Below are 15,972 nucleotides of genomic sequence, written 5' to 3'. Positions count from 1 at the left end.
GGGCTCGCTCGGCTCGGTCGGCTCGGGCGTGGGTGCCTCGGCCGCCGTGTACGCGATCGAGATCGGCTGCGGCTTCTTGGCCGCGGCGTCGTTCGCGCCGGACGTGTACCAGTACGAGCTCTGACCGGTCTCGTTCTGGAAGTCGACGAAGTCCGCCGGCCACGAACCCCAGTCGGCGTTCGTCTTGTTCAGGCTCGTCGCCGACGCGGGCTCGACGCCCTGCCAGTCCGGGCTCACGGTGATGCCCGAGCTCGTGACGTCGACGTCGGTGAGGGTGGCGAGGTGCACGGTGCGCGGGGTGAGCGGCGCCCAGCTGCCCCCGTCGCGCGAGGCCGCGTAGCCCGAGACCGTCGCGGTGAGCTCACCCGTGCCGTCCGCTGCGACGTGCAGTTCCGGGTCCTCGGCGGACCAGTAGGTCAGGCCGCCGTAGAACGCGACCGTGAAGCCGCCGTCCCACGCGATGTCCGCGGTGCCGGCTGCGGCGTCGACGGCGCCCGTACCCGCGGCGAGCGTCAGGACCCCGGCGGTCGTGGTGCCCGGGCGGACCGTGGTGCCGTCGCCGGTCTGGCACTTCGTGGCGAAGGTCGGGGTCGAGGTACCGCCCGCGGTCTTCGGGTAAGCGATCGAGACGTTGCCGGCCGAAGCGGCGTAGCCGGGCGACGGGTTGGTCGCGGTCCACGGAGCCGAGGCACCCGAGTTGCCGGCGACCCCGGCGGACAGGAAGTTGCAGCCGCCGAAGTAGGCGCCGGCGTTGGCCTCGTTGCTGAGGCTCCAGGACAGCGACGCGTCGGTGACGTCGGCGGAGGCGGCGTTCGCGGGGGCGGCACCGAGCGCGGCAGCCGCGGCGATCGTCGCGCCGACGGCGACGGCGGTCGCGCCGGCGGCCAGACGCCGGGCGCGAGGAGAGGACAGGTGCATTCGGATGGTCTCCAAGTTTGGGTAGCCTTACCTAACTCCCTGAGCATAGGGACAGGATTTAGGTAAGGCAACCCTAAGTTCGGATCGACTGGACATGTTCGTGCGTGGACCTGGTTCGCGCACGTCAAAGCGACAGTTGTCCGCACGGACGCGCCGTACTGCCCGCGAAAGCGACGTAGTGCCGCGAACGGTTGGCGGCACGACGTCGCTTCCGCGAGACGCGCACGGGTACCCCCGGTGGGACTCGAACCCACAACTCGGCGATTTTAAGTCGCATGCCTCTACCGATTGGGCCACGGGGGCGGGCCGCAACAGCCTACCGATGCGCGAGAGGCGGCCACCCCGAAGGGTGACCGCCTCTCGCGGACTGCTGCTGGGACTACTTGGCGTCGGCCGGGGCCTTCACGGGCTCGGCCTCGTTCGAGACGTCCTTGGCGGGCTCGCCGTACGCCGGGCCAGCGGCACCAGCGGGCTTGCCCTCTTCCGGAGCCGGAGCGGCGGCCGGAGCTGCCGGGGCCTCGGCCGCGGGCTTCGGACGGGACGCGAAGGCCTCGAACGCAGCGCGCGGGGTCTCACGGTCGTCGAGCGACGCGATGTCGCGGCCCAGGAAGAAGCCACCGACCCAGTCGCCGATGACGCGCCACTTGCGCTCCCACGACGGCATGGCCATGCCGTGGTAGCCGCGGTGCGCGCCCCACGCCAGGAAGCCCTTCATGGCGAACTTGCCGGACTGGAACACGCCGATGCCGAGACCGAGGCCCGCGACGGCGCCGAGGTTCTCGTGCTTGTAGTCGGTCGTGGCCTCGCCACGGATGGTCGCGACCAGGTTCTTCGCGAGCTGCTTCGCCTGACGGACGGCGTGCTGGGCGTTCGGCACGCAGAAGCCGCCGACGCCACCACCGGTGAGGTCCGGCACGGCTGCGACGTCGCCACAGGCCCATGCGTCCGCGATCACGCCGTTGTCGTCGACGACGCGCAGGTCGGGCTGCACGCGGATGCGACCGCGCTGCTCGAGCGGGAAGTCGGTGCCCTTGACCATCGGGTTCGCCATGACACCGGCGGTCCAGATGATGAGGTCCGACTCGATCTTCTCGATCGCGCCGTCGCTCGTCTTGAGCTCGCAGACGCCACCGACGGCCGAGGCCAGCTGGGTCTCGAGGTGCACGTTCGCACCGCGCTGCGCCAGGTTCTTGAGCACCCAGTGCGACGTCTCGAGCGAGACCTCGGGCATGATGCGGCCCATCGCCTCGACCAGGTGGAAGCGCGTCTCGTCGAAGGAGAGCTGCGGGTAGCTCTTCAGCAGGTCGGTGACGAAGGAGCGGAGCTCGGCGAAGACCTCGATGCCGGCGAAGCCACCACCGACGACGACGACGGTCAGCAGGCGGTCACGCTCGGGACCGGCCGGCAGGTTCGCCGCCTTGTGGAAGTTCGTGAGGATCTTGTCGCGGATCGCCGCGGCTTCCTCGATCGTCTTGAGGCCGATGGCCTCGTCCGCGACACCCGGGATCGGGAACGTGCGGGACACCGCGCCGGCGGTCATGACGATCTGGTCGTAGGACTCCTCCCACGCCTCACCCTCGGTCGGGGTGATCGTGGCGGTCTTCGTCGCGTGGTCGACCTTGGTGACCTTCGCGGTGACGACGCGGGTGTTCTTGAGGTGGCGGCGGTGCGAGACGACCGCGTGACGCGGCTCGATCGAACCGGCGGCGACCTCGGGCAGGAACGGCTGGTACGTCATGTACGGCAGCGGGTCCACCATGACGACCTCGGCTTCGCCCTGGCGAAGGTGCTTCTCGAGCTTCCATGCGGTGTAGAAACCGGCGTAACCGCCGCCGACGACGAGGATCTTGGGCACGGGGGATGATCTCCTTGGATGGGGGTTTCGGAGTCGAGTCAGACTTCGCCGCCACCCGCCCCGACTCCAGCGTCTGCACCGTCATCATACGCCCGGCACTCACACCGGGAGGGCGACCAGTCCGCGCGCTCGAGCGCGAGGTCACCGATGGGGTTGACGCCGGGTCCGGCGGCGAGGGCGTGACCGACGAGGGCGTGCAGGCACTTCACACGGGTGGGCATGCCACCGGCGCTGATGCCGACGATCTCGTCGACGTGCTCGATCGACTCGCGATCGGCCAGGTAGGACTCGTGGGCCGCGAGGTACGCGGCCGCAGTGGTGTCGTCCTCGAGCAGTGCTGCCAGCTCCGGCATCACCTGGTTGGCCTCGAGGGTGCTGACCGCGGCGGTGGCCGCGGGGTGGCACAGGTAGTAGAACGTCGGGAACGGGGTGCCGTTCGACAGTCGGGGCTTCGTGGAGACGACCGTGGGGTTGCCACAGACGCACCGTGCCGCGATCCCGATGACGTCGCGTGCCGGTCGGCCGAGCTGCGCCGACACGACCTGGACGTCGCGGTCGGAGGGCGGGTCGAAGGGAGGGGTCGTCACGGGAACGTGAGCCTACCGGAGACCCGGTGCCCCGCGCACCGTCGCGCCGGACGGGTCCGGTTCGGTGCTACTTGCTCTCGCCGGTGCCCGAGACGTCCGGGGCCACGAGGTCGGCAGCGGTCTCGTCGGTGAGCCCGGACTGCAGCACCGAGGACAGCATCGCCTGCACCCAGTCCACCTTCGGCGTCTGGACCTTCGTGCTGACGGGCGTCCCGGAGTCCGTCGTCGGCGCGGTCTCGGCCTTGCGGTCCTCGGCCCCCATCACGAGGTAGCTCTCCTCGCCCGGGTACACGTAGAGCAGGCGGTCGCGCGCCTGCGCCTCGATGTACGCGGGGTCGTCCCAGCGGGCGACGTCCTTCTTCTTCTGCGTGACATCGGCCTTCTGGCTCGCGACCTCACGCTGCTGCTGGGCGATCTGCTCCTGCTGCTGGATGAGCGTGCGGAGCGACGGGGCGAGCACCACGACGAAGAGCACGATGATCGCGAGCATCAGCAGGCTGAACCCGGAGAAGTGGATCGAGCGGTACCAGGGCTGCGCCGACGTGCTGCCGTCGGGCATCGCCACGGGGACGCGGCGGACGCGGGGCTTCTGGCTGGGCACGTCCCGACGATAACCCGACCGACGCGGTGGGAGCGCCCGGCACGCGGCCGTTCGGTGGCCTCTCAGCGACTCGCTGAGGTCCGCACACGACGAGACGCCGCCCTCTCGGAAGAGGACGGCGTCTCGGTGGTGCTGGTACTGCTGGCCCGGGTGGTTACAGGGCAGCGGCGCGCGGGAAGGCCGAGCGGCCGGCGTACACCGCGGCGTCGCCGAGCTCTTCCTCGATGCGGAGCAGCTGGTTGTACTTCGCGACGCGATCCGAACGGGCCGGTGCACCGGTCTTGATCTGACCACCGTCGACCGCGACCGCGATGTCCGCGATCGTGGTGTCCTCGGTCTCGCCGGAGCGGTGCGACAGGATCGAGGTGAGGCCGTGACGGTGCGCGAGCGAGACCGCGTCGAGGGTCTCGGTGAGCGTGCCGATCTGGTTGACCTTCACCAGGATCGAGTTCGCGGCCTTCTCGTCGATGCCCCGCTGCAGACGCTTCGGGTTGGTGACGAACAGGTCGTCGCCGACGATCTGGACCTTGTCGCCGAGCTCGGCGGTCAGGTGCGACCAGCCTTCCCAGTCGTCCTCGGCCAGCGGGTCCTCGATCGTGACGAGCGGGTAGTTCGCGACGAGGTCGGCGAAGTACGCGGTGAACTCCTGGCTCGAGAGCTGCTTGCCCTCGAACGAGTACTTGCCGTCGTGGAAGAACTCGGTGGACGCGACGTCGAGGCCGACGGCGATGTCCTTGCCCGGGGTGTAGCCGGCCTTCTCGATCGCGGTCAGCAGGAAGTCGAGCGCCGCACGGTTCGACGCGAGCTCCGGCGCGAAGCCGCCCTCGTCGCCGAGGCCGGTCGCGAGGCCCTGCTTCTTCAGCTCGCCCTTGAGGGCGTGGTAGGTCTCGACGCCCCAACGGAGCGCCTCGGAGAACGACTCGGCGCCGTACGGCACGAGGAAGAACTCCTGGATGTCGACGTTGGTGTCCGCGTGGGCACCGCCGTTGACGACGTTCATCAGCGGAACGGGCAGCGTGTGCGCGTTCGGGCCGCCGAGGTAGCGGAACAGCGGCAGGTCGGCCGAGTCGGCAGCGGCACGGGCCACGGCGAGCGAGGCACCGAGGATCGAGTTCGCGCCGAGGCGGGACTTGTTCTCGGTTCCGTCGAGCTCGATGAGCGCGGCGTCGACGAGGCGCTGGTCGGTGGCGTCGAAGCCCTCGAGCGCCGGGCCGATCTCGTCGAGGACGGCGTCGACGGCCTTGAGCACGCCCTTGCCGCCGTAGCGCGAGGCGTCGCCGTCGCGGAGTTCGTACGCCTCGAACGCGCCGGTGGAGGCACCGGAGGGGACGAGCGCGCGGGACACGACGCCGTCGTCGAGGAGGACCTCGACCTCGACCGTCGGGTTGCCTCGGGAATCGAGGACTTCGCGTGCGCCTACGGCATCGATCAGGGCCACGGGGTACTCCCTACACATTGGTTGTGGTGTTTGCGGGACCGATCCTAGCGAGCCGAGGTGAACACGACGTCGACCGTGACGCCCGGTGTGGACAACTCAGTCGAGCGGGCGGAACTCCACACCCTCGAGCGACGTCGTGTCGGCGCCGACGGTCGTGAAGGCGGAGAACCCCTGCGCGGCCAGACCGGCGAGCAGGTTCTTCGTGTTCTTGGTGCGCCGTTCGAGCCGCACACGCCGGTGCGATCCGAGCGCCTCGGTCTTGAGGGCCGCGAGCCGGACCGGGTCGACGTCCTTGTCGTAGACGAGCACCACGGCGTCCGACTCGGCGGACTCCGGGAGTGTCACGAGGTCGACCAGCCGCTCGAAGCCCAGCGAGAAGCCGACCGCGGGGACGTCCTGCCCGAGGAACCGACCGATCATGCCATCGTACCGACCGCCGCCGCCCAGGCTGTAGCCGAAGTCGGGGTGCGCGACCTCGAAGATCGTGCCGGTGTAGTAGCCCATGCCGCGCACGAGCGTCGGGTCGAAGCGCAGGTCGACGCCGGGCAGCGCTTCCCGCAGACGCAGCAGGTCGGCGAACGCGTCGGCGTCGAGCCACGCGGCTCCCTCGACCGTGGTCCAGTCCGCGGACTCGAGCGCACGGATGGTGTCCTCGAGCCCCGGCAGCTCCTGTCCGACGGTGCTGCGGAGCTCGGCGGCGACGCCCTCGGGGCCGATCTTGTCGAGCTTGTCGACCGTGATGAGTGCGCGGTCGGCGGCGGCGGGGTCCGCGATGCCCCACGACGCCAGCAGGGTCAGCAGGATCCGCCGGTCGTTGATGCGGATCGTGGTGCCGGTCACCCCGAGCGCATCGAGCGCGGCGGTCGTGGCGCGGATGAGCTCGATCTCGGCCAGCTGCCCGGGCTCCCCCAGGATGTCGATGTCGCACTGCACGAACTGGCGGTAGCGCCCCTTCTGCGGACGCTCGGCGCGCCAGACGGGCGCGATCTGCACCGATCGGAACACCGAGGGCAGCTCGGCACGGTGCGAGGCGTAGAACCGGGCGAGCGGCACGGTCAGGTCGAACCGCAGCCCGAGGTCGGCGAGGTCGAGCGGCGACTGGGCCGTCTGCAGGTCCTCGGTGCTGAGCCCGCGCTTCATGACCGCGAACGCCAGCTTCTCGTTGTCGCCGCCGAGCCCGGAGTGCAGTCGTGCGGCGTCCTCGACCACGGGGGTCTCGATCTCGTCGAACCCGTGCCGCGAGTAGACGTCGCGAACGACACCGAGCACGTGCTCGCGTCGGGCCTTGTCCGCCGGGAGGAAGTCACGCATGCCACGGGGTGCCGTCACGGTCGTCGCCATGGCGTCAAGTCTGGCAGATGCGCATCGAGGAGTTGCGCGGCATGCGTCCTACTGGCATACTGCATTCAGTACCTCGGTTCGGAGCGTGCCTGATCCACTCTCCGGACCGATCGCGTGGGCACCGTGCTGCAGTGTGCCCCGCGACCCGAGCGGGTTCTGCGTGCACACCTCTCCCTGGGGGTGTGCCCACCCGCTCACGGGCGCCCTCCTTTTTCGGGTTAGGAGGGCGCCCTTCTCTTTTCGGGCGCACGCACGCTACGGCTCCCGCGCACGCACGCTGCGGCTCCCCGCGCACGCACGCTGCGGCTCCCCGCGCCTTCACTCCGCGGCGCGGCCGGCTTCCTCGAGCGCAGCGACCGCCGCGCGGAGACTCGCGACCGGGTCGATCCCGTCCCGCACCGCTCCGGCGACCTCTTCCAGCATCGCGATCCCCCACGCCGGGTCCACCGCCCCCGCACCGTCGGCCGGTGCCGGAGAGCCGAGCGATGCCCGAGCGGTCCCCGCTCCGGGTGCCGTAGCAGGCGTGGCGGACGTGCCACGGGCCTCCCGGTCAGCAGCCGAGCCGGACGCGACGGGCGCGGCGGCCACGACTGACGCGACGGCCGCGTCGGCCGCACCGTGCTCCTCCAGGCGCTCCAGCAGCTTGACGGCCCGCTCCAGTGGCGGCATCGCGCGCGGGACGCCGTCGAGGGCGCTCGTCCGGGCCGACTTCTCCGCGGCCTTCGCCGCGCGCCACACCCGGACCACGTCGTCGACGGTGTCCGCGGTCTCGTCGCCGAACACGTGCGGGTGTCGACGGACCATCTTGTCGCGGACCCCGGCGGCGACGTCCTCCAGGGTGAACTCCCCCGCGCGTTCGGCGATCCCGGCGTGCAGGACGACTTGGTACAGGACGTCGCCGAGCTCCTCGCGGACGTCGTCCGGGTCGCCGTCGTCGATGGCGTCAACGAGTTCGTAGGACTCCTCGACCGCGTAGCGTGCGAGCGTGGCGTGGGTTTGCGCACGGTTCCAGACGCAGCCCCCGTCCTCGGCGAGCAGGCGGTCGACGACGGTGACGAGGTCCGGTACGGCGGTCATCGCGCCATCGTCTCACCCACGTATGCTGGCGGTGGTGTGTCGGGAAGTCTGGTCGACGGACAACCACCCGACCCCTCGAGACGGAGATCCATGTCGTCCCTCGTCCGCTCCCCCCGCTTCAGTGCCATCGCGCTCCTGACCGCCGCCGTGCTCGGCCTGGTCGTCGCGAACTCGCCCGCCGGCCCCGGCCTCGAACGGCTGCTCGACGCGCATCCGCCCCTGGGCGCCGTCGGCCTCGACCTGTCGATCGCGCACTGGGTCAGTGACGGCCTGCTGGCGGTCTTCTTCCTGCTCGTCGCGATCGAGTTGAAGCAGGAGCTCGTCGACGGCGAGTTGTCGAACCCGAAGACCGCGATCATCCCCGCCATCGCGGCGGTCGGCGGCGTGCTCGTGCCGGCGGGCATCTTTCTGCTCGTCACCGCGGGCACCCCGTACACGCACGGCTGGCCGATCCCGACGGCGACCGACATCGCGTTCGCGCTCGGTGTCCTGGCGATGTTCGGTCGCGGGCTGCCGAGCGGCATCCGGGTGTTCCTGCTCGCGCTCGCGGTGCTCGACGACCTCATCGCGATCATCATCATCGCCGTCGTGTTCGCGCACGACACCGACTTCCTGGCCCTCGCCGGTGCCGTCGTCACGCTCGCGGTGTTCTGGCTGCTCGGCCGGATGCTCCGCCCAGGGCGCAACGGGCAGACGCTGCTCATCGTGGCGATGGTCGTGGTCGGGCTCCTGACCTGGTGGCTCGTCTACCATTCCGGCGTGCACGCCACCATCGCCGGCGTCGCGCTCGGGCTCGTGCTCCCCCGCCGCCCGGGGCACACGCTGCACGAGCACGTCGAGCCGTGGTCGAACGCCATCGTGTTGCCGGTGTTCGCGTTCGCGTCGGCCGCAGTGGTCATCCCCGCCGTCGGCATCGGCGAGCTCTCGCCCACGTTCTGGGCCGTCGTCATCGCGCTGCCGGTCGGCAAGGTCATCGGCATCACGCTGTTCGGCGCGGTCGCCACGCGGATCTTCCGCTCACCAGGGCGGTCGTCGTTGTCGTTCTTCTCGATCATCACCGTCGGGGTGCTCGGTGGGATCGGGTTCACGGTCTCGCTCCTCATGAACGAGCTCGCGTTCGCCCGGAACGAGGAGATCCTCGACGAGGGTGTGCTCGCCGTGCTCGTCGGCTCGGGCATCGCCATCGTCGCGTCGGCGGTCGTGGTCACGCTGCGGGCCCGGGCGTACCGCGCGCGGCGCGAGCTGTCCGAGTCCGAGGCGACCGAGTAGCGGGGCTCGGGCGCGGTCCGACTCGGAACGACGTTCTCGTTGTCGTACGACATCGAGAACGTCGTTCCGAGTCGAAGTTCGGCGCCCCCTACGCGGCCGGGGCCTCCGCCGGCGTCGTCGCGCCGTACACGGCGGTGAGGATGCTCTCCACCCACTGGATCAGGGCGTCGTCCGGCAGCGCCTGGTCGTGCGGCCGCGGCATCGGGATGCTCGCCGCGTTCTGCTGCGGGAACCACTTCGCGCCCGGGAACATCCGCTTGAGCCGCACCTGCGACGAGTCGGCGAGCTCCTTGCCCGCCACGCGCAGGTTCGAGCCCATGACCACCACGTCGGACAGCCCGACCTGCTGCGCCATCCGACGCAGGCGCGAGACCTCGACCAGCGTCTGCACGGCCTGCGGTGGCTGCCCGTACCGGTCGGTGAGCTCGTCGAGCACCATGTCGATGGCGTCCTGCTGCGCCGTCGGGGCCGAGGCCGCTGACAGCTTCTGGTAGGCCTCGAGCCGGAGCCGCTCCGACTCGACGTAGTCCTCGGGGATGTGCGCATCGACCGGGATCTCGAGTCGGAGCTCGGTCTGCCCCTCGGCCACGTCACCGCGGAACTGCGAGACGGCCTCGCCGATCATCCGGAGGTACAGGTCGAACCCGACGCCCGCGATGTGCCCGGACTGCTCGCCGCCGAGCAGGTTGCCGGCGCCGCGGATCTCGAGGTCCTTCATGGCGACCTGCATGCCCGCGCCGAGCTCGTTGTTCGCCGCGATGGTCTCGAGGCGGTCCTGTGCGGTCTCGGACAGGGGCTTCTCGGAGTCGTACAGGAAGTACGCGTACCCGCGCTCGCGCCCTCGGCCGACACGACCGCGCAGCTGGTGGAGCTGCGACAGCCCGTACTTGTCGGCCTTGTCGATGATGAGCGTGTTCGCGTTCGCGATGTCGAGGCCGGTCTCGATGATCGTCGTCGACACGAGGACGTCGAACCGGCGCTCCCAGAAGTCGACCATGACCTGCTCGAGGGTGCTCTCGGACATCTGCCCGTGTGCCACGGCGATGCGTGCGTCTGGAACGATCTCGGCCAGGTGCGCGGCGACGCCTTGGATGTCCCGCACACGGTTGTGCACGTAGAACACCTGGCCCTCGCGCAGCAGCTCGCGGCGGATCGCGGCGGCCACCTGCAGGTCGGACTGCGGCCCCACGAAGGTCAGGATGGGGTGGCGGTCCTCGGGTGGGGTGGCGAGGGTCGACATCTCGCGGATCCCGGTGACCGCCATCTCGAGCGAGCGTGGGATCGGGGTCGCCGACATCGCCAGGACATCGACGTTCGTCTTGAACTTCTTCAGCTGGTCCTTGTGCTCGACACCGAACCGCTGCTCCTCGTCGATGATGACGAGCCCGACGTCCTTGAAGGTGATGCCCTGCGACAGGATCCGGTGGGTCGCGATGACGATGTCGACGGTGCCGTCGGCGAGCCCGGCGATGGTCTCCTTCGACTCCTTCTCGGACTGGAACCGGCTCAGGGCGCGCAGGTGCACGGGGAACCCGGCGAAGCGCTCCTGGAACGTCTCCATGTGCTGGCGGACGAGCAGGGTCGTCGGCACGAGCATGACGACCTGCTTGCCGTCCTGCACCGCCTTGAACGCGGCACGGATCGCGACCTCGGTCTTGCCGTACCCGACGTCGCCCGACAGCAGGCGGTCCATCGGGATCGGCCGCTCCATGTCGCGCTTGATCTCGTCGATGGTGGTGAGCTGGTCGGCGGTCTCGGCGAACGGGAACGCCTCTTCCAGCTCGCGCTGCCACGGGGTGTCCGGGCCGAACGCGTGCCCCTTCGACGCCATCCGTGCCGAGTACAGCTTCACCAGGTCGACGGCGATGTCGCGGACGGCCTTGCGGGCCTTCGACTTGGCGGCGGACCAGTCCGAACCGCCCATCTTCGACAGGGTCGGGGACTCGCCACCGACGTACCGCGAGAGCTGGTCGAGCTGGTCGGTCGGGACGAAGAGCTTGTCGCCGGGGTAGTTCCGCTTCGACGGCGCGTACTCGAGCACGAGGTACTCGCGCTGCGTCTTCACCGCGTTGCGGCCGCCGGAGCTGACCTCGCGGCTCACCAGTTCCACGAACTTGCCGATGCCGTGGGTCGCGTGCACGACGACGTCGCCCGGCTTGAGCTGCAGTGGGTCGACCACGTTCTTGCGACGGCTCGCGAGCTTCTTGACGGTGCGCGCGCCCTGCTGGACGCTCCGGCCGTAGAACTCCGCTTCACTGAGGACGACGATGCGCGGATCCGGGATGGCGAAGCCGTGCTCGACGGTGGCGGTCGTGACGATGGCGACACCCGGTTCGGGAGGCGCGGGCAGGGCTTCGGCACGGGCTGCGACCCCGGCGTCGGCGAGGACCTGCACCGCCCGCTCGACCAGCCCCTGGCCCTGGGCGGTCACCACGACCGCCCACCCGTCGTCGGTGAGCGCCTTGACGTGCGCGATCGCGCCGTCGGCGCTGCCCGCGAAGCTCGGCACCGCCTCGGCGCGGACACGGATGTACTCCCCCGCCTCGGCTGCCGCCTCGGCGTCGGTGAGCACGCGCGCGGTGTCGCCTTCGTCGAGACCGGAGTCGAACGGCGACACCGTCCACCAGGTGCGCTGCCCACGGGTGTTCTTCAGCTGCTGCACCGTCAGGAAGTTGCCGGCGTCGAGGTCGATCGGCGCCTGGGCCCCGGCGACCGCGGCGCTCCACGCGGCCTGCAGGAACTCGGTGTTCGTCTCGGCCAGGCTGTTCGCGCGACCGTTCACCCGCTCGGGCGAGAACACCGCGATGGTGGCGTCCTCGGGCAGGTACGAGGTCATCGGCACGAGGTCCTGCACGAGCGCGGGGGCCAGGGACTCCATGCCCTCGACCGGGATCCCCTCGGCGATCTTCGCGAGCATCTGGGACAGGTTCGGGAACTCGTGGAGCATCTCGCGCGCCCGCTGCCGGACGTCGTCGCTGAGCAGGAGTTCGCGCGAGGCCGTGAGTTCGACCGAGCCGAGGTCGTCCTCGGTCGTGCGCTGGTCGGCGACCGAGAACGCCTTGACGGCCTCGATCTCGTCGCCGAAGAAGTCGACGCGGACGGGGTGGTCCGCGGTGGGCGGGAAGACGTCGAGGATGCCGCCGCGCACCGCGAACTCACCGCGCCGCGTGACGAGGTCGACGCGGGCGTAGGCCATGTCGACGAGCTTCGCGGCGATGGCGGCCAGGTCGTTGCCGCGCGAGTCGGTGCGCAGCACGACGGGCGCGAGCGAGGTCAGGTTGGCGGCGATCGGCTGCAGCGCTGCGCGGACGCTCGCCACGACGATGGTGGTGCGGCGATCGGTGGCGTCGGCAGCGGACCACGACGCGAGCCTGCGGAGCGTCGCGATGCGGGTGCCGACGGTCTGGGCACTCGGGCTGAGCCGCTCGTGCGGCAGGGTCTCCCACGCCGGGAACTCGAGGACGTCGGCGTCGGGGACGTAGCTGCCGAGGGCGTCGCGGACCGCTTCGGCTTCACGCCCCGTCGCCGTGATGACGAGCACGCACTGCGGCCCGTTCCGCTCGGCGAGCAGCGCCCCGAGCAGCGGGACCCGCAGGCCGTCGACGACCGAGAAGTCGGCGTCACGAGGCGCGGCGCGGAGCACGCGATCGAACGCGGAGGCGCGCGAGAGCGCAGGGATGATGCCCGAGATCGTCACTCAGGAGATGGTACCGGCCCCCACCGACACCGCCCGCGTGGTGCGCGACGGGCGAACACGGCCGGCGCGGTCAGGACGGTGCGTGCACCCGCTGCTGCGCGGCGACGAGTCCGACCTCGGCGATCGCCTCGACCGCGTCCGCGGCGTCGGCCAGCAGGATGGGCAGCGACTTCTTCTCGGCTGCGGAGAAGTCACGCAGCACGTAGTCGGCGGGGTCCTGACGACCGGGCGGACGACCGATGCCGACCCGCACGCGCGAGAACTCGTTCGTGCCGGTGGCCTTGATGATGTCGCGCAGGCCGTTGTGCCCGCCGTGACCCCCGCTGCCCTTCAGGCGGACGGTGTCGAACGGCAGGTCGAGCTCGTCGTGCACGACGACGAGGTCGGCCGGGGTGGCGCTGTAGAACCCGAGGACCGACGAGACCGGTCCACCCGAGGTGTTCATGAACGAGCCGGGCTTCGCGAGCACCAGGCGCGGACCGCCGGGCACCAGGCGCCCCTCGGCGACCTGGTTCGGCGTCTTGTGCTTCTTGAACCGCGCACCCATGCGGGACGCGAGTTCGTCGAGGACCATCTGGCCGACGTTGTGACGGTTGCCGGCGTAGTCGGGCCCGGGGTTCCCGAGTCCGACCACGACCAGCGTTCGATCCGCCACAGCGTCGACCAGATGCCTTCGAAGGGGGTGTTACTCGGAGTCGACCGGCTCGGAGCCGCCCTCAGCACCGGCTTCGGCACCGGCCTCGGCCGAGGCCTCGTCCGCAGCGTCGTCGTCAGCGGTGCCACGCGGGGTGACGATCTGCACGACGAGCGCCTCGCCGTCGGTCTCGAGCTCGGCGCCCTCGGGGAGGGTGAGCTCGGCGGCCGTGATCTGCTTGCCGTCCTCGAGGCCCTCGACGTCGACGACGACGTGCTCCGGGATGTCGGTCGCGAGGACCAGCAGGGAGACGGTGTTCAGGTCCTGCACGTGGATCGTGCCGGAGAAGGACTCGCCCTCGATGACGACGGGCACGTCGACCGTGACCTTCTCGCCGCGGCGCAGGACCACGAGGTCGATGTGCTCGATGATCTGGCGCACCGGGTCACGCTGGACGTCCTTGACGAGGGCGAGCTGGGCAGCACCCTCGATGTCGAGGTCGACGACCGCGTTGGCGGTACGGACGAGCAGCATGGTCTCGTGACCGGGCAGCGAGATGTGCTTCGGCTCGGTGCCGTGGCCGTAGACCACTGCCGGGATCTTGTCGGCGGCGCGGAGCTTGCGCGCTGCACCCTTGCCGAACTTGGTGCGGACGTCCGCTGCGAGCTTCGTGTAGTCGGCCATGGTGCCTCCTGGTCTCGGGGGTCGACACCGGCGGTCCGGCATCGTGGGGGTCTGTGGTGTTGCAACTCGAACGCGTGCACGCGTGAGGAACGTTCCCTGGGCTGGGCCGGGTCTCCCACCGCGTCGATCACGGCCGCTGTCGCGGCCCTCGCCGAAGTCAATCACCGACTCTACCAGCACCCGCCGGGCGTGTCGTGCCTCAGTGCCCCGCGGCCACCGCCTCCTTCGGCACCTTGAGGAACGACAGCACCACGAAGGCGAGGACGTAGAGGCCGACGAACGTCCAGACCACGCCACCGGGCCCACCCCACGGCAGGACGGCGCTGACCACGGCGTTGCCGAGGAAGGTCGCACCACCGGCCGCCGTGGCGTACATGGCCATCGCGGCACCCCGACGCTCCTCGCCGGCGAAGGCGGGGACGATCGCGCCCATGGGTGTGAACCCGGCGAGCATGATGCCGAACACCGTCCCCGCGGCGGTGGCGAGCCAGAAGCCCCACTCGGAACCGGCCGGCACCAGGTGCGGGACGTACCACCAGGCCAGCAGCCCGATCGCCGAGGCGCCGATGCCGAACCACTTGACGGTGCGGATCCAGCCGATGCGGTCGCCGAGGGCGCCGAAGAAGGCGTTGAACAGGATGTTGCCGGCGTAGACGATCACGGTCATCGTGAGCCACTTCGACTGGCCCCACCCGAGCTCGGTGCCGATGATCGCCGGCATGATCACGAACATGCCGAACTCGGGCGCCGTGTTGACGAGCCGGATCAGGACGGCGAGCAGGACCTTGGGGCGCGTGATGCAGACCTCGATGCCGCTGGCGATGACCCGTGCAGCGGAGTGCGCGCGCGGGGCGATGCGGCCGAGGCCGGTCTGCTCGTGCACGCCGAACCGGACGATCACCCAGCCGGCCACGACGAGGACGAGCGACAGGGCCATCGACCACGTCTCCCCCGTGTGACCGCCGCCGAACGCGGGGATGCTGCCGATCGCGATGAGCGAGCCGAGCGTCGGCAGGCCACCGGTGAAGACGACGTAGAACCAGCCGACGGCCGTGGCGTTCCGGTCGCGCGCCACGGTGTGGTTCACCCAGCAGAGGAACGAGAAGGCGAACAGCGGGAACCCGAGTCCGCGCAGGAAGTACGTCAGGGCGATCAGCCCGACCGACCCGGTGGGCAGCGCCGCGAGGAACGCGACCTGGAACACCACCCACAGGACGGCGCCGATCGTCATGACGCGGCGCGGACCCCACAACTCGGAGAGCACGCCGGCGAAGTAGGACGCCACCAGGACGGCGACGCCGTAGATGCCGATGACCATCGCGGCGCTGTCCGTGCCGCCCGAGCCGAGGGCCGCGGCGATGTGCGGAGCGATGAAGTTCGACTCGATGCCGTCGCCCGTCATGAAGACGAGGACACCGAGGAAGCCCCAGCGCAGCGGGTGCGGGATGCCGAGGCGGGCGATGAAGCCCTCGCGCCCGGCGGCCGGCGGAGCGGTGGCAGGTGGCGCGGTCGTCACGCCGTTCGGCGGGGTCAGGGTCGTGGTGCGGTTGGTGCGGGGTTCCGACATGTGTCGTCTCTCCTGGAGGGGCCCGGAGTGCTCGACCCGGCATCGCGGCATGTCTCCGGGGTGCGCCGCGCGCCACGCACCCGACCGCCCGCGCAGTGGCTGCGGGCGGTCGGGGCGTCGGCGATGATGCGAGTCCTGTACCCGGGGCGCCCCGTGCTGATGCGGAGACGGATCCCGGCGGACCATCGCCGGCCCGAAGCATGGTATCCGACGTTAGACCGCTCCAACACCGCTCGTCAAGAACGACAACTGTTGTGTAACGATCGACGGTCGTGCCGCGCGGAGGTGGTCGTTCCGGGCGTAG

The 15,972-nt window shown here is 70.4% G+C and carries 11 protein-coding genes, 1 tRNA gene and 1 pseudogene; 1 reads left to right on the top strand and 12 read right to left on the bottom strand.

Annotated features, from left to right (window positions below):
* From ITJ60_RS17575 to ITJ60_RS17540, 8 genes and pseudogenes are all read right to left on the bottom strand, one after another.
* Nucleotides 1-933 (bottom strand): annotated as a pseudogene (locus tag ITJ60_RS17575) (HtaA domain-containing protein); the annotation flags it as partial.
* Between the two features lie 214 nt (nt 934-1,147).
* Nucleotides 1,148-1,221, bottom strand: a tRNA-Leu gene (locus tag ITJ60_RS17570).
* Between the two features lie 76 nt (nt 1,222-1,297).
* Nucleotides 1,298-2,773 carry an NAD(P)/FAD-dependent oxidoreductase gene (locus ITJ60_RS17565; RefSeq protein WP_123294735.1) on the bottom strand — a complete coding sequence of 492 codons (1,476 nt, stop codon included), beginning with the start codon at nt 2,771-2,773 and terminating at the stop codon, nt 1,298-1,300.
* A gap of 38 nt (nt 2,774-2,811) precedes the next feature.
* A complete protein-coding gene (locus ITJ60_RS17560; RefSeq protein ID WP_111084823.1) occupies nt 2,812-3,360 on the bottom strand; it encodes a DUF501 domain-containing protein in 549 nt (182 codons plus the stop codon).
* A gap of 67 nt (nt 3,361-3,427) precedes the next feature.
* Nucleotides 3,428-3,961, bottom strand: a complete 534-nt coding sequence (locus ITJ60_RS17555; protein ID WP_194648863.1) for an FtsB family cell division protein — start codon at nt 3,959-3,961, stop codon at nt 3,428-3,430.
* 154 nt (nt 3,962-4,115) lie between these two features.
* Nucleotides 4,116-5,399 carry a phosphopyruvate hydratase gene (eno, locus tag ITJ60_RS17550; RefSeq protein WP_111084825.1) on the bottom strand — a complete coding sequence of 428 codons (1,284 nt, stop codon included), beginning with the start codon at nt 5,397-5,399 and terminating at the stop codon, nt 4,116-4,118.
* A gap of 96 nt (nt 5,400-5,495) precedes the next feature.
* Nucleotides 5,496-6,740 (bottom strand): histidine--tRNA ligase, encoded by a 1,245-nt coding sequence (hisS, locus tag ITJ60_RS17545; RefSeq protein WP_194648862.1) that lies wholly within the window; start codon nt 6,738-6,740, stop codon nt 5,496-5,498.
* Between the two features lie 318 nt (nt 6,741-7,058).
* A complete protein-coding gene (locus ITJ60_RS17540; RefSeq protein WP_194648861.1) occupies nt 7,059-7,817 on the bottom strand; it encodes a MazG family protein in 759 nt (252 codons plus the stop codon).
* 90 nt (nt 7,818-7,907) lie between these two features.
* Between ITJ60_RS17540 and nhaA the strand changes: the two genes are divergently transcribed.
* The gene (nhaA, locus tag ITJ60_RS17535) at nt 7,908-9,086 is read left to right on the top strand and encodes a Na+/H+ antiporter NhaA (protein WP_194648860.1); all 1,179 of its coding nucleotides are present in this window, start codon (nt 7,908-7,910) and stop codon (nt 9,084-9,086) included.
* A gap of 88 nt (nt 9,087-9,174) precedes the next feature.
* Here nhaA and mfd read toward each other — a convergent pair whose 3' ends face one another.
* The 4 genes from mfd to ITJ60_RS17515 all read right to left on the bottom strand — a co-directional run bounded on the left by mfd (nt 9,175) and on the right by ITJ60_RS17515 (nt 15,668).
* The gene (gene mfd, locus ITJ60_RS17530) at nt 9,175-12,783 is read right to left on the bottom strand and encodes a transcription-repair coupling factor (RefSeq protein ID WP_194648859.1); all 3,609 of its coding nucleotides are present in this window, start codon (nt 12,781-12,783) and stop codon (nt 9,175-9,177) included.
* Nucleotides 12,784-12,853: 70 nt separating this feature from the next.
* Nucleotides 12,854-13,438, bottom strand: a complete 585-nt coding sequence (gene pth, locus ITJ60_RS17525; RefSeq protein WP_123939048.1) for an aminoacyl-tRNA hydrolase — start codon at nt 13,436-13,438, stop codon at nt 12,854-12,856.
* A gap of 30 nt (nt 13,439-13,468) precedes the next feature.
* Nucleotides 13,469-14,101 (bottom strand): 50S ribosomal protein L25/general stress protein Ctc, encoded by a 633-nt coding sequence (locus ITJ60_RS17520; protein WP_123294728.1) that lies wholly within the window; start codon nt 14,099-14,101, stop codon nt 13,469-13,471.
* 199 nt (nt 14,102-14,300) lie between these two features.
* Nucleotides 14,301-15,668, bottom strand: a complete 1,368-nt coding sequence (locus ITJ60_RS17515) for an RbtT/DalT/CsbX family MFS transporter (RefSeq protein WP_194648858.1) — start codon at nt 15,666-15,668, stop codon at nt 14,301-14,303.
* Nucleotides 15,669-15,972: the final 304 nt, after the last annotated feature.

Origin of the sequence: Curtobacterium sp. VKM Ac-2884 (genome assembly GCF_015350945.1) — a bacterium.
Classification (GTDB): domain Bacteria; phylum Actinomycetota; class Actinomycetes; order Actinomycetales; family Microbacteriaceae; genus Curtobacterium.
This window is presented reverse-complemented; position numbering and strand designations above follow the sequence as displayed.

What these genes read in the sequence shown, in the direction of transcription:
- nhaA (WP_194648860.1), top strand. Translation starts at nt 7,908, where the DNA reads ATGTCGTCCCTCGTCCGCTCCCCCCGCTTCAGTGCCATCGCGCTCCTG.
- ITJ60_RS17515 (WP_194648858.1), bottom strand. Translation starts at nt 15,668, where the DNA reads ATGTCGGAACCCCGCACCAACCGCACCACGACCCTGACCCCGCCGAAC.
- hisS (WP_194648862.1), bottom strand. Translation starts at nt 6,740, where the DNA reads ATGGCGACGACCGTGACGGCACCCCGTGGCATGCGTGACTTCCTCCCG.
- ITJ60_RS17520 (WP_123294728.1), bottom strand. Translation starts at nt 14,101, where the DNA reads ATGGCCGACTACACGAAGCTCGCAGCGGACGTCCGCACCAAGTTCGGC.
- ITJ60_RS17540 (WP_194648861.1), bottom strand. Translation starts at nt 7,817, where the DNA reads ATGACCGCCGTACCGGACCTCGTCACCGTCGTCGACCGCCTGCTCGCC.